Origin of the sequence: Oceanibaculum nanhaiense (assembly GCF_002148795.1) — a bacterium.
Classification (GTDB): Bacteria; Pseudomonadota; Alphaproteobacteria; order Oceanibaculales; family Oceanibaculaceae; genus Oceanibaculum; species Oceanibaculum nanhaiense.
Genome location: NZ_MPOB01000003.1, coordinates 170,500 through 191,307 on the forward strand (window position 1 = coordinate 170,500; position 20,808 = coordinate 191,307).

General features: G+C 65.2%; 20 protein-coding genes. 13 read left to right on the forward strand and 7 right to left on the reverse strand.

Features of this window, described 5'->3' with window-relative positions; translation table 11 throughout:
- The first annotated feature begins 25 nt into the window (after positions 1 to 25).
- Positions 26 to 1,711: a methyl-accepting chemotaxis protein gene (locus BKM74_RS06130; RefSeq protein ID WP_086464815.1), complete on the forward strand. Its 1,686-nt coding sequence runs from the start codon at positions 26 to 28 to the stop codon at positions 1,709 to 1,711.
- Positions 1,712 to 1,836: 125 nt separating this feature from the next.
- Positions 1,837 to 2,388, forward strand: coding sequence for a PAS domain-containing protein (locus BKM74_RS06135; protein WP_086464816.1), 552 nt, complete (start codon positions 1,837 to 1,839; stop codon positions 2,386 to 2,388).
- On the opposite strand, the gene BKM74_RS06140 is transcribed toward BKM74_RS06135, so the two are convergent.
- Entirely contained in the window at positions 2,334 to 3,584 is a 1,251-nt protein-coding gene (locus BKM74_RS06140; protein ID WP_086464817.1) for a pyridoxal-phosphate-dependent aminotransferase family protein, read from the reverse strand. The genes BKM74_RS06135 and BKM74_RS06140 overlap by 55 nt on opposite strands.
- 147 nt (positions 3,585 to 3,731) lie before the next feature.
- Positions 3,732 to 5,186, reverse strand: coding sequence for an amidase (locus BKM74_RS06145; protein WP_086464818.1), 1,455 nt, complete (start codon positions 5,184 to 5,186; stop codon positions 3,732 to 3,734).
- Between the two features lie 307 nt (positions 5,187 to 5,493).
- Between BKM74_RS06145 and BKM74_RS06150 the strand changes: the two genes are divergently transcribed.
- The 6 genes from BKM74_RS06150 to BKM74_RS06175 are packed head-to-tail and all read left to right on the forward strand — an operon-like array spanning position 5,494 to position 11,395.
- Positions 5,494 to 8,358 (forward strand): monovalent cation/H+ antiporter subunit A, encoded by a 2,865-nt coding sequence (locus BKM74_RS06150; protein ID WP_086464819.1) that lies wholly within the window; start codon positions 5,494 to 5,496, stop codon positions 8,356 to 8,358.
- Position 8,359: 1 nt separating this feature from the next.
- On the forward strand, positions 8,360 to 8,722 hold the full coding sequence (locus tag BKM74_RS06155; RefSeq protein ID WP_086464820.1) for a Na+/H+ antiporter subunit C: 363 nt from the start codon (positions 8,360 to 8,362) through the stop codon (positions 8,720 to 8,722).
- Positions 8,719 to 10,233, forward strand: a complete 1,515-nt coding sequence (locus BKM74_RS06160; protein ID WP_086464821.1) for a monovalent cation/H+ antiporter subunit D — start codon at positions 8,719 to 8,721, stop codon at positions 10,231 to 10,233. Before BKM74_RS06155 ends, BKM74_RS06160 begins: the two co-directional genes overlap by 4 nt.
- Before the next feature lie 16 nt (positions 10,234 to 10,249).
- Positions 10,250 to 10,738, forward strand: a complete 489-nt coding sequence (locus BKM74_RS06165; protein ID WP_086464822.1) for a Na+/H+ antiporter subunit E — start codon at positions 10,250 to 10,252, stop codon at positions 10,736 to 10,738.
- The gene (locus BKM74_RS06170; RefSeq protein ID WP_086464823.1) at positions 10,735 to 11,004 is read left to right on the forward strand and encodes a K+/H+ antiporter subunit F; all 270 of its coding nucleotides are present in this window, start codon (positions 10,735 to 10,737) and stop codon (positions 11,002 to 11,004) included. Before BKM74_RS06165 ends, BKM74_RS06170 begins: the two co-directional genes overlap by 4 nt.
- Before the next feature lie 10 nt (positions 11,005 to 11,014).
- Complete coding sequence (locus tag BKM74_RS06175) at positions 11,015 to 11,395, forward strand: Na+/H+ antiporter subunit G (protein ID WP_086464824.1); 381 nt, start codon at positions 11,015 to 11,017, stop codon at positions 11,393 to 11,395.
- On the opposite strand, the gene BKM74_RS06180 is transcribed toward BKM74_RS06175, so the two are convergent.
- From BKM74_RS06180 to BKM74_RS06190, 4 genes are all read right to left on the reverse strand, one after another.
- Positions 11,380 to 11,850, reverse strand: coding sequence for a hypothetical protein (locus BKM74_RS06180; RefSeq protein WP_086464825.1), 471 nt, complete (start codon positions 11,848 to 11,850; stop codon positions 11,380 to 11,382). The genes BKM74_RS06175 and BKM74_RS06180 overlap by 16 nt on opposite strands.
- Positions 11,851 to 11,966: 116 nt before the next feature.
- Positions 11,967 to 13,394, reverse strand: a complete 1,428-nt coding sequence (locus BKM74_RS06185; RefSeq protein ID WP_086464826.1) for a mannose-1-phosphate guanylyltransferase/mannose-6-phosphate isomerase — start codon at positions 13,392 to 13,394, stop codon at positions 11,967 to 11,969.
- Positions 13,395 to 13,475: 81 nt separating this feature from the next.
- Positions 13,476 to 13,598 carry a hypothetical protein gene (locus tag BKM74_RS19070; RefSeq protein WP_281251447.1) on the reverse strand — a complete coding sequence of 41 codons (123 nt, stop codon included), beginning with the start codon at positions 13,596 to 13,598 and terminating at the stop codon, positions 13,476 to 13,478.
- Positions 13,599 to 13,677: 79 nt separating this feature from the next.
- Positions 13,678 to 15,126, reverse strand: a complete 1,449-nt coding sequence (locus BKM74_RS06190) for an amidohydrolase family protein (RefSeq protein WP_086464827.1) — start codon at positions 15,124 to 15,126, stop codon at positions 13,678 to 13,680.
- A 130-nt stretch (positions 15,127 to 15,256) separates the two neighbouring features.
- Here BKM74_RS06190 and BKM74_RS06195 point away from each other — a divergent pair, with 130 nt between their 5' ends.
- Positions 15,257 to 16,462 carry a class I SAM-dependent methyltransferase gene (locus tag BKM74_RS06195; protein ID WP_086464828.1) on the forward strand — a complete coding sequence of 402 codons (1,206 nt, stop codon included), beginning with the start codon at positions 15,257 to 15,259 and terminating at the stop codon, positions 16,460 to 16,462.
- A gap of 155 nt (positions 16,463 to 16,617) precedes the next feature.
- Here the strand turns inward: BKM74_RS06195 and BKM74_RS06200 are convergent, their stop codons facing one another.
- Positions 16,618 to 17,565: an acetamidase/formamidase family protein gene (locus tag BKM74_RS06200; protein WP_086464829.1), complete on the reverse strand. Its 948-nt coding sequence runs from the start codon at positions 17,563 to 17,565 to the stop codon at positions 16,618 to 16,620.
- Positions 17,566 to 17,757: 192 nt separating this feature from the next.
- Between BKM74_RS06200 and BKM74_RS06205 the strand changes: the two genes are divergently transcribed.
- The 4 genes from BKM74_RS06205 (at position 17,758) to BKM74_RS06220 (ending at position 20,804) form a co-directional block, all read left to right on the forward strand.
- On the forward strand, positions 17,758 to 18,522 hold the full coding sequence (locus BKM74_RS06205; protein WP_086464830.1) for an SDR family NAD(P)-dependent oxidoreductase: 765 nt from the start codon (positions 17,758 to 17,760) through the stop codon (positions 18,520 to 18,522).
- Positions 18,523 to 18,612: 90 nt separating this feature from the next.
- A complete protein-coding gene (pseF, locus tag BKM74_RS06210; RefSeq protein WP_086464831.1) occupies positions 18,613 to 19,308 on the forward strand; it encodes a pseudaminic acid cytidylyltransferase in 696 nt (231 codons plus the stop codon).
- A gap of 6 nt (positions 19,309 to 19,314) precedes the next feature.
- Positions 19,315 to 20,202, forward strand: coding sequence for a class I SAM-dependent methyltransferase (locus tag BKM74_RS06215; RefSeq protein ID WP_086464832.1), 888 nt, complete (start codon positions 19,315 to 19,317; stop codon positions 20,200 to 20,202).
- Between the two features lie 5 nt (positions 20,203 to 20,207).
- Positions 20,208 to 20,804 (forward strand): GNAT family N-acetyltransferase, encoded by a 597-nt coding sequence (locus BKM74_RS06220; protein WP_086464833.1) that lies wholly within the window; start codon positions 20,208 to 20,210, stop codon positions 20,802 to 20,804.
- Positions 20,805 to 20,808: the final 4 nt, after the last annotated feature.

Sequence of the window (20,808 nt, forward strand, 5' to 3'; positions counted from 1 at the left end):
CCGACAAGCTTAAGGAATCCCTCCCATGCTCAATAATCTTCGTATTTCCACGAAGCTGCCTCTCGCCTTCGCGGTCATCGTCGCCATCATGTTCGCGGTCAGCGCCGTGGCCTTCTGGAAGGTGTCGGTCGTGCAGACCGCCATCGAGGACACCGAACACGCCGACACCATTCTCGGCAATATCACCAGCATGACCGCTGCCATCGTCGATCAGCAGAGTGGCATCCGCGGCTATCTGATCAGCGGCGATCCGGCCTATCTGGCGCCCTATGAGAGCGGAAGCAAGCGCTACGAAGAGGCGATCAAAAGCCTGAAAGCAGACCTCGCGGCCGATAGCGACCCCAAGCAGCGCGAACGTCTCGCTCAGATCGAGATGCTGCACAAGGAATGGATCGACACCGTGGCGACGCGCCAGATCGCGGCCATGCGCGCTGTCGATACCATTGAGGAGGCCCGCACGCTGGAAGCCGTTGGCGCCGGCAGGCGCTTTATCGACGGTATCCGTTCCCTTGAGACAGAGATGGCCGATACCGAGCAGGCGCAGGTCGCGCATGCCATCGAGGTGCAGGTCGCGGCGATCTCAACCACCTACATGGTGATCGTCGTCGGCGGCATCGCCGCGCTGGCAGTCGCCATCCTTCTCGCCGTTCTGCTGTCGCGCGGCATCGTCACGCCAATCGGCCGGATGACGGGCGCCATGACCCAGCTTGCCGGCGGTGACAAGAGCGTCGAGATTCCGGCGATCGGCCGCAAGGACGAGGTCGGCGAAATGGCCGAAGCAGTCCAGGTCTTCAAGGACAATCTCATCCGCAACGAGGAGATGGCTGCGGAAGCCGCCCGCCAGCAGGAGGAGCGCAACGCCCGCGCCGCCCGCATCGAGCAGCTGACCAATAACTTCCGAAGCAATGTGGAAACGCTGCTGGAAAACGTGTCGCACTCGGCAGAAACCATGCAGGCAACCGCCCGCTCGATGAGCAGCACCGCGGTCGAGACGACCGAACGTGCCACCTCCGTCGCGGCAGCCGCCGAACAGGCCTCGCAGAATGTGAACGCGGTTTCCGCCGCTGCCGAGGAGCTGGCCAACTCCATCGCCGAAATCAGCCGTCAGGTGTCGCAGTCCACCGTCCTGGCGACCGAGGCCGCACGGGACGCCGAGCAGACCAACGGCGTGGTGCAGGAACTGGCGGACGCTGCCAGCCGCATCGGCGAGGTGATCAGCATGATCAACGACATCGCCGAGCAGACCAACCTGCTGGCGCTGAACGCCACCATTGAGGCGGCCCGCGCTGGCGAGGCGGGCAAGGGCTTCGCGGTCGTTGCTTCCGAGGTCAAGAACCTGGCCAGCCAGACTGCCAAGGCGACCGAGGATATCGGCAACCAGATCGGCTCGATCCAGACCACGACAAACTCGGCCGTCGAGGCGATCCGCCGGATCAGCGAGCGCATCAACGAGATGAACGGCATTACCACGATGGTCGCCGCGGCCGTCGAGGAGCAGCAGGCCGCCACCTCCGAGATCGCCCGTAATGTCGAGCAGGCCGCCGCCGGCGCCAATGAGGTGTCGAGCAACATCGGCAGCGTCAGTTCGGCCGCCCAGGTCACCGGCGCCTCCGCTGGCGAAGTGCTGGACTCCTCGGTCGAGCTTGGCCACAAGGCGACCAGCCTGCAGCAGGAGGTGAGCGGCTTCCTGACGAATGTGCGGTCCGCCTGACCGGTAACGCCCGGCGGATCCAACACCGGCAAAACACGGCAAACTTCCTAACGGCCCGGCGCGAAAACGCGCCGGGCCGTTCCTTTATTCTACGCACGTGACAGGAATGCCGTTACCTTTTGGTGATGCCCAGCAAAACCTCCTCGCCGGAAATCCCGGTCATCCGACCGACCATCCGCCGTCTTCTGGACCTGTGGCGAAGCAACCGAAGACGACGGAACGGGCTGTTGCCGGAGCGCCAGGATTTCGATCCGCTGGAGCTGGGGGCGAAACTGCTGCCCTATATCAGCATCGTCGAGCTGGATGAGGGCCGCCTGCGCTTCCGGCTGTGCGGCACCGGCCTTGCCAAGGCTGCCGGCCTCGACCTGACCGGCGCCTATGTGGATGAACTGAATCCCAACAAGGACTATGCGCGCTACATCACCGGCCTGTACGAACAGGCCATGAGCCACCGTCTGCCGGTGCTGTCCGAATCGGTGTTCATTGGTGCCCGGGAGATTGCCAAGGGCCACACCCAGCGGCTGGTCTGCCCCCTCGCCTATGATGGCGAGAGGGTGGATCATTTCATCGGGATGCAGGTCTTCGAGACGAGCAAGGATTCGATCGGCGACCTGACGATGACCTACGCCGCCGGCTTTTTGCCGGGCGAGACCAGGGTGATTGAGGACGAGGCCTGATCCTGCCGCCGCCGCGCATGGGCGATGCTCTGGATCGCGGCATCGACGCCGCCCTTGCCGTAGGGAATGTCGAGATAAGTCAGCGAGGCTTCGACCGCCGCCAGCGCACCCAGCAGCATCGGCTCGTTCATGTCGCCCATATGGCCGATGCGGAAGGCCTTGCCCTGCAGCTTGCCGAGGCCGCCGCCGAGACCGGTCTGGAACACTTCGCGGGCAACCTCGCGGATCGCCGCCCCGTCATAGCCGTCAGCGACCAGAATGGTGGTGACGCCGTTGGAACGCTCGGCCGGGTTGATGGCATTGAAGGACAGCGCGTTGCCCCGGCTCCACACATCGATGGCGGCGCGCGTCGCGTCGGCCAGCATCTGGTGGCGACGGAAGGCATTCTCCAGCCCCTCCTCCAGCAGCATGTCGAGCGCGGCGCGCATGCCGAACATGTGGTGCTCCGGCGCGGTGCCGCAGAATTTGCGATAGCTCTCCGGCTCCATCCGGGCGCCCCAGTCCCAGTAGCGGCGCGGCGATGTTGCCTTGCGGTGCGCCTCGATGGCGCGCGGACTGGCGGCGACGATGCCCAGGCCCGGCGGCATCATCAGCCCCTTCTGCGAGGCGGCGACGGCAACGTCCACGCCCCAGTCATCCATGCGGAAATCGACCGTGCCCAGCGAGGCGATGGTATCGACCATCAGCAGCGCCGGATGGCCGACCTTGTCGATGGCCTCGCGCACCGCCTTCACATCGGCGGTGATGCCGACCGCGGTGTCCGTATGCACCAGCAGCACAGCCTTGATCTTCTGGTCCTTGTCGGCGGCAAGGCGCGCGGCGATCTGCGCCGGGTCAATGGCCGTGCGCCAGTCGTTCGGCACTTCCTCGATCTCGGCGCCATAGGCCGCCGCGACATCGCGCCAGCCGGCGGAGAAATTGCCGGTTTCCGGCACCAGCAGCTTGTCGCCGGGGCTCAGTATATTGACCAGGGCGGCTTCCCAGGCGCCATGGCCATTGGTGATGTACATGAAGATGCGGCCATCCCGGGTGCGGAAGACCGTCTTCATATCCTCGAAGCAGGACGCGACGGTATCGAGCAGGATAGGATCGTTCAGATCCACCGCCGGGGTGTGCATCGCACTCAGCACGCGGTCCGGTACATTCGTCGGCCCCGGCGTGTTCAGGAAGCCCTTGCCCCGTTTCACCTGTTTCATCGCTTCTCGTCTCGGCTGCTGGTCATGGATCGAACCACCGCGAATCAGGCATCCACGGTGCGGTTCACGAGTGGGCATTTTTCAGGCCGCACTGGTCAAGCCTTTTCTTGTATCGGCGACATTCGCGGAGATAAAGAGTTCGCCCCCTTACGCCGCATAGGAAGGCGGCGGCACGAACCCGCCATAGCCCTTCTCGATCAGCCCGGCGAAGTGGATGGTGCTGCGGTCGCCATATTGCGGACCGACAATCTGCACGCCGACCGGCAGCCCCTCCGGCGTCAGGCCGACGGGCGCCATGGTCGAGGGCAGGTAGAAGGCCCCCGTATAGCCGGCCCAGAACAGCTGGTCGGTCGAGGGCTGGTCCTTGCCGTTCACCGGGATCATGCGCTCCCAGCGCTCGCCCTTCTGGTTCTGCCTGAAGGCTGCCGTGGTTGCGGTCGGGCACAGCAGCAGATCGTACTGGGTGAAGAATTCGGCCCATTTCAGGCGGATCTGGTGGCGCCGCTCGTTACAGGCCAGCCAGTCCTTGTGCGGCATGGTGACGGCCCGCAGCATGCGCGCGGCATAGCTCTCGTCCTTCGGGTCGAGCTTTTCCGCCAGCGCCAGGTTGGCCTTGTACTGCTCCGCCGTCTGCCGGCCGGAGGTGGCGCCGCGCAGCAGCGCCACATAGATCGCCATCGCCTCGCCGGTGTCGATGTCCGGGCGGGCGCGCTCGTCCACCGTCGTCCCCTCCTTGCGCAGGAAATCCGCCAGCGCCAGCAGCCGGTCCTGCACGCTCTTGTCCACCTCGGCATTCGGGTCGTCCAGCATCAGGGCGACCTTGTACTCCTTCAGGCTCTTCTTCTTCGGCGCCGGCAGGACGAGTTTCATCCCCGCCGCCTCAATATCGTCCGGCCCGGCCATGGCATCGAGGCCGATGGCGAGGTCGGCGGCGCTGCGCGCCATCGGGCCGATCACCGAAATGTCGGAGGCCGACACCCGACCCGGCAGCGCCTGGCCGCGCGGCGGGCAGATGCCATAGGTCGGCTTATGGCCATAGACGCCGCAATAATGCGCCGGGTTGCGGATCGAGGCGCCGATGTCGCTGCCCGCCTCGATGCCGCAGAAGCCGGCCGCCAGCGACGCCGCCGAGCCGCCGGAGGAGCCGCCGGGCGTGCGCGTCAGATCCCAGGGGTTGTTGGTGGTACCATAGACCTCGTTATAGCTCTGCCAGTCCGACAGCAGCAGCGGCACGTTCGACTTGCCATACAGCGTCACGCCGGCCTGCTTCAGGCGCGCGACCGACAGCGCATCCTGCTTGGGAAAATTGTCCTTCAGTTCCGGCAGGCCCCAGGTGGTGGGCATGCCGACCACGTCGAAGGATTCCTTGATGGTCATCGGCACGCCGTGCAGCGGCCCCCAGACGGCACCCCTGGCCAGCGCCTTGTCGGCTTCCTTCGCGCGCTTGCGGGCGCCATCGACATCCTTCACGACCACGGCATTGATGTCGCGATCATGCTTTTCGACCCGCGCCAGGCAGTGATCCAGCAGTTCGAGAGCGCTGATCTTCTTGTTCCTGATGGCCGCCGCCTGCTTCTTCGCCGGCCAGAATGCGATGTCCATGATACTGAGGCTCCCTGCTTGGCTTTATTTTCGCGGATGGTAAGAAATGTTAGCGATGCTGACAGGAAGCGCCAAGCCGAACCGCCGCATGGCCGGTCTGCAAACACCAAGGCAAACCGCCGGAACCGAAAATCGACAGGGGACACGACCGACTTTTCTGGACAGCACGCGGGATATTCGCTTTATTTCGCCAGCCTCGCGCCAATAAGGACGGCACAAAGCGGATCAACCGCGCCGCGCATCGAGACAGCCTCACACAGTCCCATCCGGACAGGGCATACGTCGCAGGGAGACGCAAGGGATACCGATGAGCCTCCTTCTGATCGTTTTGCTGCCGTTTATCGGCGCCATTTTCGCTGCGCTGTCGATACGGGCAGGACGCAATGCCTGCAGCATCGCCGCACTCGCCACCACACTGACCAGCCTCACCTTGCTGCTGACGCACGCGCCCGCCGTGTTCCGCGGCGAGGTGGTGACAGCGCGCTACGAATGGCTGCCGGCGCTGGGCCTCAATGTGAATTTCTTCATCGACGGGCTGGGGCTGTTCTTCGCCGGACTGATCCTCGGCATCGGCGCGCTGATCATCATCTATGCCCGCGCCTACCTGTCGAAGGACGATCCGATGGGCCGCTTCATGGCCTATCTGCTGCTGTTCCAGGGCGCCATGGTCGGCATCGTGCTGTCCGACAACATCCTGCTGCTGCTGGTGTTCTGGGAGCTGACCAGCCTGTCCTCCTTCCTGCTGATCGGCTACTGGAACCATCTGCCGGAAGGCCGACAGGGTGCCCGCATGGCGCTGGCTGTTACCGGCGCCGGCGGGCTGTCGCTGATCGCCGGCATGCTGCTCCTGGGCAATATCGCCGGCTCCTACGATCTGACCGTGATCCTGGAAAGCGGCGAGGCGATCCGCCAGTCGCCGATGTATCTCCCGGCGCTGTTGCTGATCCTCGGCGGCTGCTTCACCAAATCGGCGCAGTTCCCGTTCCATTTCTGGCTGCCGCACGCGATGGCGGCGCCCACGCCGGTCAGCGCCTATCTGCACAGCGCCACCATGGTGAAGGCCGGTATCTTCCTGATGGCCCGGCTGTGGCCGGCGCTGGCCGGTACCGAGGAATGGTTCTATCTGGTGACGACCGCCGGCCTGACGACCATGGTGATCGCCGCCTGGATCGCGCTGTTCAAGGATGATCTGAAAGGGCTTCTGGCCTTCTCCACGGTCAGCCATCTCGGGCTGATCACCATGCTGCTGGGCTTCGGTACGCCGATGGCCGCCGTGGTCGCGGTGTTCCATATCCTAAACCATGCGACCTTCAAGGCCGCCCTGTTCATGACCGCCGGCATTGTCGATCACGAGGCCGGCACGCGCGACATCAAGCGTCTGGGCGGACTGCTGTTCCTGATGCCGATCACCGGCACCATCGCCATGGTGACCGCCGCCTCGATGGCCGGCCTCCCCTTGCTGAACGGCTTCCTGTCCAAGGAAATGATGCTGGAGGAAGCCTCGCACACCCTCTGGCTCGGCCAGAACTGGGTCGTGCCGGTGCTGGCGACGTTGGGCGCGCTGTTCTCCGTTGCCTATTCCTTCCGCTACATCTTCCATGTCTTTCTCGGCAAGGAGCGGCACGACTACCCGCATCACCCGCATGATCCGCCCTTCCTGATGTGGGCGCCGCCCGCCCTGCTGGCGGTTCTGGTGGTGCTGATCGGCATCCTGCCGGCACTCGTCGCCGGGCCGCTGGTCGCCACCGTGTCCGCCGCCGTGATCGGCGGTCCGCTGCCCGAGTACAGCCTGGCGCTGTGGCACGGCTTCACTCCGGCGCTGCTGATGAGCGTGATCGCGGTCGCCGGCGGCGCGCTGCTGCTGTGGCGCCACAGGCAGGTCAAGGCAATCCGCGAATCGGTGCCGCGCCCCGAGGCGAAGACGATCTTCGAGACCGCGATCGGCGTGCTGGTGACGCTGGCCGGCCAGGTCACCAACAGGCTGCAGAACGGCTCGCTGCAAGGCTATCTCGCCTGGCTGGTGGGGGCGGCGCTGGTCGTTGGCTATGCCGGCTATTTCGGCACCACGAGCGCGCCGGGCGGCCGGCCGTCCCTGCCCGCCCCGCCGCTTGCCATCGTCGCCTGGGTGCTGCTGATCGCCGCCAGCATCGGCGTTGTGGCGATGCACCGCCAGCGGCTGTACACCCTGCTGCTGGTCAGCGTGGTCGGCCTCATCGTGTCGCTGGGCTTCCTGTATTTCTCGGCCCCCGATCTTGCGCTGACGCAGATCTCCGTCGAGGTCGCGACCGTCATTCTGATGCTGCTGGCGCTGAACTTCCTGCCGAAAGCCACCCCGGCCGAAAGCAGCATGCCGCGCAAGGCCCGTGACGGCGTGCTGGCCGGCCTGGCCGGGCTTGGCGTCGGCGGCGCGGTCTGGGCGGTGATGACCCGCGATTTCGAGACCATCTCCGGCTATTTCCTGGAGAATTCCAAGACCGGCGGCGGCGGCACCAATGTGGTGAATGTCATCCTGGTCGATTTCCGCGGCTTCGACACGTTCGGCGAGATCACCGTGCTGGGCATCGCGGCGCTGGTCATCTTCGCGCTGCTGGACAGCGCGATGCATGGCGAGTGCCGGCGCAAGCTGATGAGCTGGCAGTTCGAGACCGCGCGCGCCGCCGACCGGCACCCGCTGATGATGGTGGTGGTCGCGCGCGTCATGCTGCCGCTGGCGCTGATGGTCGGCGTCTATATCTTCCTGCGCGGCCATAACGAGCCGGGCGGCGGCTTCATCGCCGGCCTCGTTGTCGCCATCGCGCTGATCATGCAGTACATGGCCAGCGGCCTGGGCTGGGCGACGCAGCGCATCCGCATCGACTATCACGCGACCATCGGCCTAGGCGTGCTGATCGCGGCCCTGACCGGCGTCGGCGCCTGGCTGGCCGACCGGCCCTTCCTGACCAGCGACTTTGGCTATTTCACCCTGCCGCTGGTCGGCACCTTCGAGCTGGCAACCGCCATGCTGTTCGACACTGGCGTGTTCCTGACCGTGGTCGGCGCGGTGATGCTCGCCCTGGCCAACCTGTCGCGCATCGGCATGAAGGCGGAACATCTGACTGTCTCCAGGGAACCGATGGACCTCGACCCGTCACGCGAAACCACGGCCGCGAAACCGGCCGGACAGGAGGGCTGAGATGGAATTCCTGGTTGCATCCGGCATTGGCGTGATGACGGCGGCGGGCGTCTATCTGCTGCTGCGCGCGCGCACCTTCCCGGTCATCGTCGGCCTGACTTTCCTGTCCTACGCGGTGAATGCCTTCATCTTCGCCATGGGACGGCTGGAAACCGAGAAGCCGCCGATCCTGGCACTGAAACTGGCGAGCTATACCGACCCGCTGCCGCAGGCGCTGGTACTGACCGCCATCGTCATCGCCTTCGGCATGACAGCGATGGCGGTGGTGCTGGTGCTGCGCGCCTATCTCGAGGTCGATAGCGACCATGTGGATGGCGACCATGTCGATGGCAATAGGGCCAACCGGAAGGGGACCGGGCAATGAACCACTGGATCGTCATGCCGGTGGTGGTGCCTGCCATCGCCGCCTGCCTGCTGCTGCTGGGCCTGAACCGGGAACAGGCGCTGGAGCGCACCGTCGCGCTGGCCGCGACCGCCGCGCAATTCGCCATCGCCGTTGCGCTGGTTGCGGCAGCGACGCAGACTCCGGCGGAAGCCTATCTGCTGGGCAACTGGCCGGCGCCCTTCGGCATCGTCATGGTGCTGGATCGGCTGTCGGCGATGATGCTGTTGCTGACTGCCGTGCTGGCGCTGTTCGTGCTGCTCTATGCCATCGGCGGCTGGGACAAGCGTGGCAAGCATTTCCACGCGCTGTTCCAGTTCCAGCTGATGGGGGTGAACGGCGCCTTCCTGACCGGCGACCTGTTCAACCTGTTCGTGTTCTATGAAGTGCTGCTGATCGCCTCCTACGGGCTGATGGTGCATGGCAGCGGCGGCGAGCGGCTGAAGGCCGGCACGCATTACGTTGTCACCAACCTGACCGCCTCGGCGCTGTTCCTGATCGGCGCCACCCTGATCTACGGCGTCACCGGCACGCTGAACATGGCCGATCTCGCGCTGAAGGTGCCGCAGGTGGGGGCTGCCGATCAGGGTTTGCTGCAGGCCGCAGCACTGCTGCTGCTGCTGGTGTTCGGCATCAAGGCCGCGCTGGTACCGCTGCATTTCTGGCTGCCCGGCACCTATGCCGCCAGTGCCGCCCCGGTGGCAGCGCTGTTCGCGATCATGACCAAGGTCGGCGCCTATTCGATCCTGCGCGTCTATACGCTGGCCTTCGGGGCAGATGCGGGCGAGGCTGCCTGGATCGCCGGCCCCTGGCTGCTGCCTGCCGCACTGGTCACCATGGTGCTTGGCATGGTCGGCATGCTGGCCGCCCGGCAATTGCGCTGGCTGGTCGCCTTCGGCGTCGTCGGGTCGATGGGTACGCTGCTGACCGGCTTCAGCCTGTTCACGGTCGAGGCCCTGTCGGCGGGCATGTATTACATGCTGCACTCGACCTTCATCGCCGCCGGGCTGTTCCTGCTGGTCGAGCAGATATCGATCCGCCGTGGCAGCGATGCCGTGGCGCCGGGCGCCGGCTTCGCCGGTATCGGCCTGCTGTCGGCGCTGTTCATGGCCGCCGCCATCGCCATGGCCGGCCTGCCGCCGCTGAGCGGCTTCCTCGGCAAGCTGCTGATCCTGGACGCCGCGCGCGACAGCCAGTCGATGGGCTGGATCTGGACGCTGATCCTGGTGACATCCTTCCTGTCCATCATCGCCTTTGCCCGCGCCGGCAGCCTGGTGTTCTGGAAGCGCGGCGGGGATGTTCCCGAGGCCGTCCCCGCGGCGCATCCCGTGCTGCCGCTGGTCGCCACGATCGGTGTGCTGGCGATGACAGCGCTGTTGTCGGCCTTCGCCGCCCCCGTCACCGGCTATCTGGACGAGACCGCCCGGCAGCTGATCGCGCCCACGGACTACATCGCCGCCGTCCTGGGCAGCGACGCGCTGGCGTCGCGCTGAGGGAAGGAGGATAGTGATGCAACGTTACCTTCCGCACCCGATCATGGCCCTTGTCCTCACCCTGCTCTGGATGATCCTGCTGAACGATTTCTCGGTCGGCGGCCTGGTGCTGGGCGTCTTTCTGGGCATCGGCATCACACTGCTGACCAGCCGGCTGTGGCCGGACGCGCCACGCATCGGCAGCTACCCCAAGGCCTTTGCCTATTTCTTCCTGGTCCTGTGGGATATCGTCATCGCCAATGTGCAGGTCGCCGGGCTGATCCTGTTCAGGCGCAATGCCGATCTGAAGCCGGGTTTCATCTCGATCCCGCTGGATGTCCGCACGCCGGAAGCGATCACCCTGCTGGCCGGCACCATCACCATGACGCCAGGCACCGTCTCCTGCGATCTGTCGGCCGATGGCCGCAGCCTGCTGGTGCATGGGCTGAACATTGAGGACGGACCGGCCACTGTCGCGGACATCAAGCGGCGCTACGAGGCCCGCCTGAAGGAGATTTTCGAATGATCTTCTACGCCATCACCTTCTGCTTCGCCTGCATCGGCCTGGCGCTGCTGATGAATCTCTGGCGCCTGGCCACCGGCCCGACCATGCCGGACCGCATCCTGGCGCTGGACACCATGACCATCAACGCCATCGCGCTGATCGTGCTGTACAGCCTGATGAGCGATACATCGATCCTGTTCGAGGCGGCGATCCTGTTCGCCATGGTCGGCTTCATCTCGACCGTGGCCTACTGCAAGTTCCTGCTGCGCGGCGACGTGATCGAGTAAGGGGAACATCATGGATTTCATCCTCGAGCTGCTGCTCTCCGCCTTCATCGTCATCGCCGGCTTCTTCTCGCTGGTGGGTTCCTTCGGCCTGCTGAAACTGCCGGACGTGATGACAAGGCTGCATGCGCCCACCAAGGCAACGACGCTGGGCGTCGGCGGCATTCTGATCGCCTCCATTCTCTACAATCTGCTGGCCCATGGGGGCGTGTCGGTGCATGAGCTGGCGATCACGCTGTTCCTGTTCATTACCGCGCCAATCACCGCCAACTTCATCGCCAAGGCGCATATGCACCTGGAGCGCAAGAAGGTTCAGGACACGTTGCCCGCTCCTGCCGGAAAGAAAATCGGCTGGAGCACCTATGACACGCCGCACCGTCAGACGGAGGGCTGAGCCTCCAGTAGCCAGTCCAGCGCTTCCGCCCGGTCTTTGAACAGGCGGTGATTGGCCTTCGGAAAGATCCCGGCGGCGATCTTGACGAGCTGGAAGAAGAAGCCGTCCCGGGCAACATAGGCGACGCGGGATTCGGGTGGCGGGGCGCTGCCCCAGGGCGCCAGGCGGAAGATGTCGTACATCGTCTCCCATTCGACGATGCCGTAGAATTTCGTGGCATCCACAAGCGTCAGCATGTTGGTGCGTACCAGACCGCGCGCCAGCCCTTCCGCCAGGCAGGCGTGGATATCGCTCAGCTCCGCCTCATTCTCGACCGTGATGAACATCAGATTGCCCGTGACGGACAGGGTTACCCGGTTATCGGCGAAGCCGCTGACGATTTCTCCTGCTTTTTCATTGTCATTCGCCTGTCCTGCCTGATTGCTGTTCGAAGCATCGCCGTCTCGGCCCGTCATCCCGCCCCCGGTTGGAGAATTGAGCAGCATAGTATCTTCAGCGATACCATCACTCTCGCAAGGGGAACAGGATTAAAGCTCTATAATGCAACGATAATTCGGCATGGCAGCTATCATCAGGCGCGGCCGAAGGCGTCCTCGATGCGCACGATGTCGTCCTCGCCCAGATAGGCGCCGGACTGCACCTCAATCAGGTTCAACGGCACCTTCCCGGGATTCTCCAGCCGGTGCACGCAGCCCAGCGGCAGATAGACCGATTCATTCTCCTGCAGCAGCATCTGTTCCTCGCCACGCGTAACCAGCGCGGTGCCGTTCACCACCACCCAATGCTCGGCGCGGTGGAAATGCTTCTGCAGCGACAGCTTGCCGCCCGGCTTCACGGTCAGCCGCTTCACCTGGAAACGGTCGCCGGCATGCAGCGTCTGGTAATAGCCCCAGGGACGGTAGATCTGGCGATGGGTGCTCGCCTCTTTGCGGCCCTCGCGCTTCAGCAGATCAACCGCATCCTTCACCTGCTGTACGGACTCCTTGGAAACCACGAGCACCGCATCCTCGGTGGCGACGACGATCAGATTCTCGACGCCCACCGCCACGGTCGCGATGCCCTCGCCGCGCACCAGGCTGTTCTTCGTGCCGATGGCCCAGGCATCGCCCTGCAGGACATTGCCGTCCGCGTTCTTCTCGCCAACCTGCCAGAGCGAGGACCAGGAACCGAGATCGGCCCAGCCGATATCCGCCGGCACCACGGCGGCATGGTCGGTGCGCTCCATGACCGCATAGTCGATGGAGATCGAGGGCGCCTCGGCGAAGCCCGCCCCCAGCCGCAGGAAGGACAGGTCGCTGGTTGCCGTGGCCACAGCATCTTCCGCCGCCTTCAGCACTTCCGGGGCGTGACGCGCGATCTCGTCCAGGCAGGTTCTGGCCGACAGCAGGAACATGCCGGAATTCCACAGATAGCCCTCGGCAACGAAACGCTCCGCCGTGGCGCGGTCCGGCTTCTCGACGAAGCGTTCGACGGCGCACACGCCCGCGCCCAGTGCGGCACCCGGCTTCACATAGCCATAGCCGGTCTCCGGCGCGTCCGGCACCATGCCGAAGGTGACAAGTTTTCCCGCACGCGCCAGCGGCAGCCCCGCCGCCACAGCGGCGCGCAGCCCCGCCGGATCGGCGATATGGTGGTCGGCCGGCAGCACCAGCAGGATGGAGTCGGGCGCCTTTTCGCGCGCGACCAGCGCAGCCGCAGCCAGCGCCGGCGCGGTGTTGCGGCCCTGCGGTTCCAGGAGGATGCCCGCCGGCTCGATATCGAGCTGGCGCATATGTTCGGCGACGATGAAGCGGTGATCCTCGGCACAGACGATCATCGGCGCGGCGAAGCCATGCGCCGGCGCGGTGCGTTGCACGGTTTCCTGGATCAGGCTGCTCTCGCCCAGCAGAGGCAGGAACTGCTTGGGATAGCTGAGGCGGGACACCGGCCACAGCCGCGAACCGCTGCCGCCAGACAGGATAACGGGAATGACAGAATGGAAAACTTCGGGTTGGGGCATCGCGCTATCCGCATACGGACGAAAGGGTCCGTCATCCCTTCGCACAAGCCCCTCCTGCCCGCAAGCGTTAGGCGCCAAGCCTTAGGCTATTGCCGCCGTTTCATGGCCAAGCGACAGCAACAGCCCGGCCACCGCCGTAACCAGCATGCCCAGCGTGACCGATCGCCATACGATTCCCGCCAGCTTCTTCTTGTCGTCCATCATGACCGCCTCCATCGCGGCTCAGTCGCAAACTAGATGCATTCTAATTTAGTTGCGACCGGCTCGCAATCAAGGAGTCGTCTCACATCTCCTCCAGGACCAGCGGCGAGATGTCGCGGCCAGTCAGCCCCTTCGGGTTGCGCTGGGCGACCGTCGCCTCGGCGCGACGCTGGCCCTGCTCCACCGCTTCGGCGGCGGCGCTGAAATCGAAGGTCAGCACCTGGCCGTCCTCGACGCGCAACACGCCATCGACATAGACATCACGCACCGCGCGCTCGGCTGCCGTATAGACCAGGCTGCGCAGCGGATCGCGCAGCGGCCGCATGATCGGATGGGTGGCATCGACCAGCACGATGTCGGCCTTTGCCCCCGGCGCCAGCCGTCCGATATCGTCGCGTCCCAGCGCCTTGGCCGGGCCGGTGGTGACGGCGTTGAACATGTCGGCGGTGGTGACGGCCCTGAAATCCTTTGCGTTCACCCGCGCCAGGATGGCGGCAGTACGCATTTCCTCCCACAGATTATGCGGGTGGGTGTCGGTGCCGATCGCCATATTCACCCCGGCCTCCAGATAGCTACCGAAATGCTCGAGCGTGTGGCCATAGCGCGAGAACACCGTCGGGCAATGCGCCACCGTTACGCCGCGCTTCGCCAGCAGGCCGAGATCGCTGCGGCTTTCCCAATGGATCAGCGAGTGATGGTCGAGGAACATGCCATGGCCAATGGTCACGTCCGGCGCCAGGAAGCCCACCTCGTCCAGCCACTGAATCGGCGTGATGCCATGCCGCCGCGTCATCTCGTGGAACTCGACGACGCTCTGCGCCGCATGGGTCTGCAGCGGCAGCTTGCGGGCGCGCGCCGCCTTCACCGACTCCTGGAACATCTCGGCCGAGCAGGTATCGATCTGCGCCGGCATGACGATGCCCGACAGCCGCCCGGACGGGTGCGCCACCGCCTCGTCCACCAGCGCCAGCGCCTTCTCGAACTGCTTCTGGCCAGCCGCCTTGTCCCAGACGAAGTCCAGCCGGTGGCCGGTCGGCACGTCCCAGCGCGCCTCGCGGAACTGCGGCGTCACATAGGCGCGCAAGCCGCTGCGGGCCAGCAGCTCGATCCATCCGGGATAGCTGGGCGACAGATCGGCGATGGTGGTCACGCCGGACAGCAGCATTTCCGACAGCGCATAGGCGCAGGGGCCTTCCGGGCCGCCCTCATGATCCTGGAACAGCGCCGTGCGGTCGTACAGCGCGCTCATATAGAGCTTCGGATTGCCCAGCTCCTCGCGCACGCCCTTGTAGGTCGGCTGGTTGTAGGGATGGCAGTGGATGTTGATGAGGCCCGGCAGCACGACCGACTGGCGCCCGTCGATCTCGCTGTCCGCCGGCCCGTCATAATCCGGCCCGACATGCAGGATCGTGTTGCCCCGGAAGGCGATGTCGATGCCGCGGCGATAGACATGGCGCTCCGTACCCGGATCCCAGGCGACGACCCAGTCGGCCTTGCGGATCACAGTAGTCTTGGCGTCGGCGTTGTTCATCTAAGCCCCCCAGCTTGTTCGTGTCATTGACAGGTAGCATGGCAAGGATTTGCGACCGCTCATAGAGCCTATCGTCTCGACCGTAAGCATCTTCTGCGCTATGCCGGTCCGGCGCAGAGAGGAACATGGCATGACCGACCCGGTGCAGGACCAGTACGAGGCCTATCCTTATCCCGGCCGCAACCCGGCAGAGGAAGCCACGCGGCTCGTCACCGGCTCACCCAGCCGGGTGCTGGAGATCGATCACTACCTGTTCGGCGGGCAGCGCGACTGGAGCAAGCCCTTCCGCGTGCTGGTGGCCGGCGGCGGCACCGGCGACGCGACGGTGATGATGGCGCAGCAGCTGCACGATAAGGGCGTGAAAGCCGAGATCACCTATCTCGACCTGTCCAGCGCCTCACGCCGCATCGCGGAGCAGCGCCTTGCCGCGCGCGGCCTGACCAACGTGACCTTCCTGAATGGCTCGTTGCTGGATTTGGCGGCAATGGGCCTCGGCGGCTTCGACTACATCGATTGCTGCGGCGTGCTGCACCATCTCCCCGACCCGGATGCCGGCCTCGTCAGTCTTGCCGGCGCGCTGGCGCCCGGCGGCGGCATCGGGATCATGGTCTATGGCGAATATGGCCGCGCCGGCCTCTACCCGCTTCAGGCGGCCCTGCAGCAGCTGGCCGGCGACATGCCGCTGAAGGAGCAGGTGACGCTGGCGAAGAAGCTGCTGCCCGCCCTGCCCGTCACCAACGGCTTCCGCAACAACCGCTTCCTCGGCGATCACCAGCGCGGCGATGCGGAGCTGGTCGATCTGCTGCTGCACCGTCAGGACCGCGCTTATACCGTGCCGCAACTGGCCACGCTGGTGGCGGGTGCGGGCCTGCACATCGCCAGCTTCATCGAGCCGCTGCGCTATGACCCCGGCTTGTACCTCACCGACCCGGCGCTGGCGAAGCGGGCGGCGTCGCTGCCAATGCTGGAACAGGCAGCGCTGGCCGAGCGGCTGGCCGGCAATATGAAGCTGCACATCGCCTATCTGACCCACAAGACCGATACCGTGGCGGTGCCCGTGCCCGATGCGATCCCGCTCTTCATCGAGTGGGAGGCGGAGACCATCGCCAGGGCGGTCCAGCAACAGGGCGGCATCAAAGGCGCGTTCGACGGGCTGCCGGTCACCCTGCCGCTGCCGCGTCAGGCCCCCGCGATCCTGAAACTGATCGACGGCGCACGCACGCTGGACGCCATTCGTCAGCAGGCCGGCTTCGCCGACTGGGAAGGCTTCATCGCAGTGTTCCGCCCCATCTGGCGGGCGCTGAACGGCATCAACCGGCTGGTGCTGCGGTTCTGACCCCCCTCTCCCCTTGCGGGAGAGGGTTGCGCAGCCTTATGAGCGAAGCGAATTAGGCGAAGCTGGGTGAGGGGTAATCCCACGGACCGAGCCGCCCCCTCACCCGGTTCGCTGACGCGCACCACCCTCTCCCGCAAAGGGAGAGGGTTTAGATTCTACTTCCCGCCATGCAGCGCTGCCTTCGGCAGCATGGCGTGGATGCCCTTATGCTGGTTCACCAGCTGGCTGACGCGCAGGTCGCAGGCCAGGCTGCACAGGGTATAGGCGTCCTCGCGGCTGAGATTGGACTTGGCGCAGATCAGCTCGATCATGCCGCGCAGCGCGATCTTCGCCGCCTCGTCCAGGTCCGGGTCGAGGCCGATGGTGATGTAATGTTTCGCGGTTTCCGCCTGCGGTAGCTTCAGGCTCATATCCTTGCGGACGATGAATTCGAAGGTGCCGCTGAGCGCGGTCTCGATGGCGGTGATGCAGACCTCGCCATCGCCCTGCACGGCATGGCCGTCGCCGCAGGAGAACAGCCCGCCCTCGTTGAACACCGGCAGATAGAGCGTGGCGCCGGGGCGCAGCTCCTTGATGTCGAGATTGCCGCCCATGGCGCGCGGGATGATCGAGGTCTGCGCGCCCCAGCCCGGGGGCGGTGCTACGCCCATCACACCGAAGAACGGGTCGAGCGGCAGATCCACGCCCCAGGGCAGCTTCGCCACCATCTTCTCGAGATCCATGCGGATATGCAGCAGCCGCGTATCCGGGAACTCGTCCGGCAGCGTGCCGCCCAGCGGCCGGATGATGTTCCAGCCCCAATCGTCGCGCAGCTTCACGTCGATGATGCGCACTTCCAGCACGTCGCCGGGCATCGCCCCCTTCACCGCCACCGGACCGGTGAGGATATGGCCGGGCAGCAGGCGCGGCGATTTCGCGTGGATTTCCTTCAGTTCCGGGCGGACGACGATGCCCTCGCCCTGCGTCACCTCCGGCGCGCCGGAAACGGTGTGGATGGTCACCCGGTCGCCCGATTCCACTTCCAGTACCGGCGGGATCTTCGCGTCGAAGGCGCCCCAATGGCAGGTTTCGGGGCTGGAAGATAGCGTATGGTGCTTGGACATGGGAACCCGCGTGTCTTTCGGAAGGAAGCGGCATTTGAACAGAGGGAGCGGATAGCCGCCACCTCTTTCCGATGTCCCCGACGTCTTGAGAAGCGGCGCATATCAGCTTCACCATCGGGTCGATGGCGCATTGCCGCGCCCTTGCCTACACTCAGCTCCATAAACCGAAACACCATCAAGGAAAGACCGAACATGGATCTGGGATTGAAGGGCAAGAAGGCCGTCATCACCGGCGGCACGCGCGGTATCGGCCGGGCCATCGTCGATATTCTGGCCGCCGAGGGCTGCGACGTCGCCTTCTGCGCGCGCAAGGAGGATGAGGTGAAGGCGACCGAGCAGGCGGTATCGGCAACCGGTGCCAAGGCCTATGGCGGCATCGCCGATGTCGGCGACGGCGAGAGCATCCGCGGCTTCATCGCCGATGCGGCGGCGAAGCTGGGCGGTATCGATATCCTTATCGCCAATGTCAGCGCCATGGGCGGCGGTAATGAGGAGAGCGCCTGGCGCGCCAGTGTCGAGGTGGACATTATGGGCACCATGCGCACGGTGGAGGCCGCCCTGCCCTTCCTGGAAAAGGCCGGCAACGGCGCCATCGTCGCCATCTCCAGCGTGTCGGGCATCGAGATTTCCGCCGATACCGTGCGCTCCTACAACACGGTGAAGGCGGCGGTCATCGCCTATATGTCAAACCTTGCCAAGGCGCATGCCGGCAAGGGCATCCGCGCCAACACCGTCTCCCCCGGCACGATCTATTTCGAGGGCGGCGTGTGGGGCCGCACCAAGATCAACGATCCGGCGCGCTACGAGCATTTCCTGAAGAAGAACCGCGCCGGCCGCATGGGCACGCCGGAGGAGGTCGCCCGCGCCGCCGTGTTCCTGGCCAGCCCGGCCGCCAGCTTCGTCTCCGGCACCAATCTGGTTGTGGACGGCGCCTACACCAACCGCATCCAGTTCTGATCGCCCCAGTTCCTATACGGCCTTGCATCCGCGCCCCGCTTCCGTTGAGGATGGGGCGCGGTAACAGGTGATACGGAACGGATAGTGACAATGAAGGTGGCGGTGATCCCGGCGCGGGGCGGCAGCAAGCGTATCCCGCGCAAGAACATCAAGGATTTCTGCGGCCGCCCGATGATCGCCTGGAGCATCATCGCGGCGCAGAAATCCGGCCTGTTCGACCATATCATCGTCTCCACCGAGGATGCCGAGATCGCGCAGGTGGCGCGCGAATGGCGGGCGGAAGCGCCGTTCACGCGCCCGGCCGACCTCGCCGACGACCATACCGGCACCACGCCAGTGGTCGCCCATGCGGTGGACTGGATGCAGGCGCAGGGCTGGGACCTGGAGGCGGTGTGCTGCCTCTACCCCGCCTCCCCCTTCATCCATGCAGAGGATGTCCGCAAAGGGCTGGAGCTGCTGCAATCGGGCGGCTGGGCCTATGCCTTTACCGTCACCGATTTTCCCGCCCCCATCTTCCGCTCCTTCCGGCAATTGCCCGAGGGCGGGGTGGAGATGTTCTTCCCCGAACATGCCCTCACCCGATCCCAGGACCTGCCGGAGGCGCTGCATGACGCGGCGCAGTTCTACTGGGGCACGCCGGAGGCATGGCGATCCGGCAAGCCGATGTTCGCGCCACACACCATTCCGCTGCGCATTCCGCGCTGGCGCGTGCAGGATATCGACACCGAGGATGACTGGGTCCGCGCCACCCACCTCTTCCGATTGCTGGAACTGCACAAGGGCTGACCGGGCATGACGATCAACGATTCCCGCCTCAAGCGCCATCTGCTGGGCTTTCTCCAGGCGGACCCGATGCCAACCGCCCAGGAGCTGAGCGATTATTACGCCAGCTATTACCAGCAGGAGCGCAGCAACTACCGGAAATCCTACACAGCGCAAGAGCACGCCTTCTTCGACGCCAAGCTCGCCCAGCGAGCGGCCCTGGCGGAGAAGCTGCGCGGCACGGGTACGCCCGGCCGGTTCCTCGATGTCGGCTGCGGCGAGGGTTTCGCGCTGGCCTGGTTCAGGCGCGCGGGCTGGCACGTCGAGGGGATCGACCACAGCCTGGCCGGCATCAAGGCGATGAATCCCGATCTGGCGGACGCCGTCACCGCCGGCGACCTGTTCGGACTGCTGGATACGCGCATCGGTGCCAGCGAAAAATACGACCTCGTCTGGCTGACCAACGTGCTGGAACATGTCATCGATCCGGTCGGCCTGCTGGAAAGGCTGCGCCGGCTGGTCGCCCCCGGCGGCGTGCTGGCGGTCACCGTGCCGAACGATGGTTCCGCCTATCAGGAAAAGCTGCTGGCCGATGGCCATATTCCGGAGCGGTTCTGGATCGCGCTGCCCGACCATCTGGCCTATTTCACGCGCGACAGCCTGCGCGCCATCGCCGGGGCAACCGGCTGGGACTGCCAGGAGATCATCGGCGACTTCCCCATCGACCTGTTCCTGATGCATGACGGTTCCAACTATGTACGCGACCGCGCGCAGGGCGCTTCGGCGCACCGTGCCCGCGTGGAGATGGAACTGCTGTTGGCCGAACAATCCGCCGAGGCGGTGAACCGCTTCTATGCCGCGCTGGCAGAGGTCGGGCTGGGCCGCAACATTACCGCCTTCCTGACGCCGCACGACTGATTCAGATGCAAAGCCCACCCGCCACCTATGCCTGCATGCCGCATCCGGTGCTGGAAGCCGGCAGCCTGTCGGTACGCGCGGTGCAGAAGACGGAGATCGAGGCGATACGGCAGTGGCGCAATGCGCAGATCGATGTGCTGCGCCAGGCGGAACCGATCACGCCCGAGCAGCAGGAAGCCTATTTCGCCACGCATATCTGGCCGCAATTCAGCAAAGCCCGGCCGGATACCATCCTGGTCAGCTACCGGGAAGAGGACCGGCTGATCGGCTATGGCGGGCTGGTGCATGTCGCCTGGGCGCACCGGCGGGCCGAAGTCTCCTTCCTGCTCGACCCGGTTCATATCGGGGACGACAAGGTCGTTGCCCGCTATTTCAGTGCCTTCCTTGGGCTGATGAAAAGGCTGGCCTTTGCCGATCTCGGGCTCAACCGGCTGTGTACCGAGACCTACGCGATCCGTCCGAACTACGTCGCCATGCTGGAAGAAAACAGGTTCCGGCGGGAAGGCGTGCTGCGCCAGCATGTATGGATTGATGGACAGCCGGTCGATTCGATCCTGCATGGCTGCCTCGCCGAAAACGGCGAACATCCTGGCAATGGATGAACGC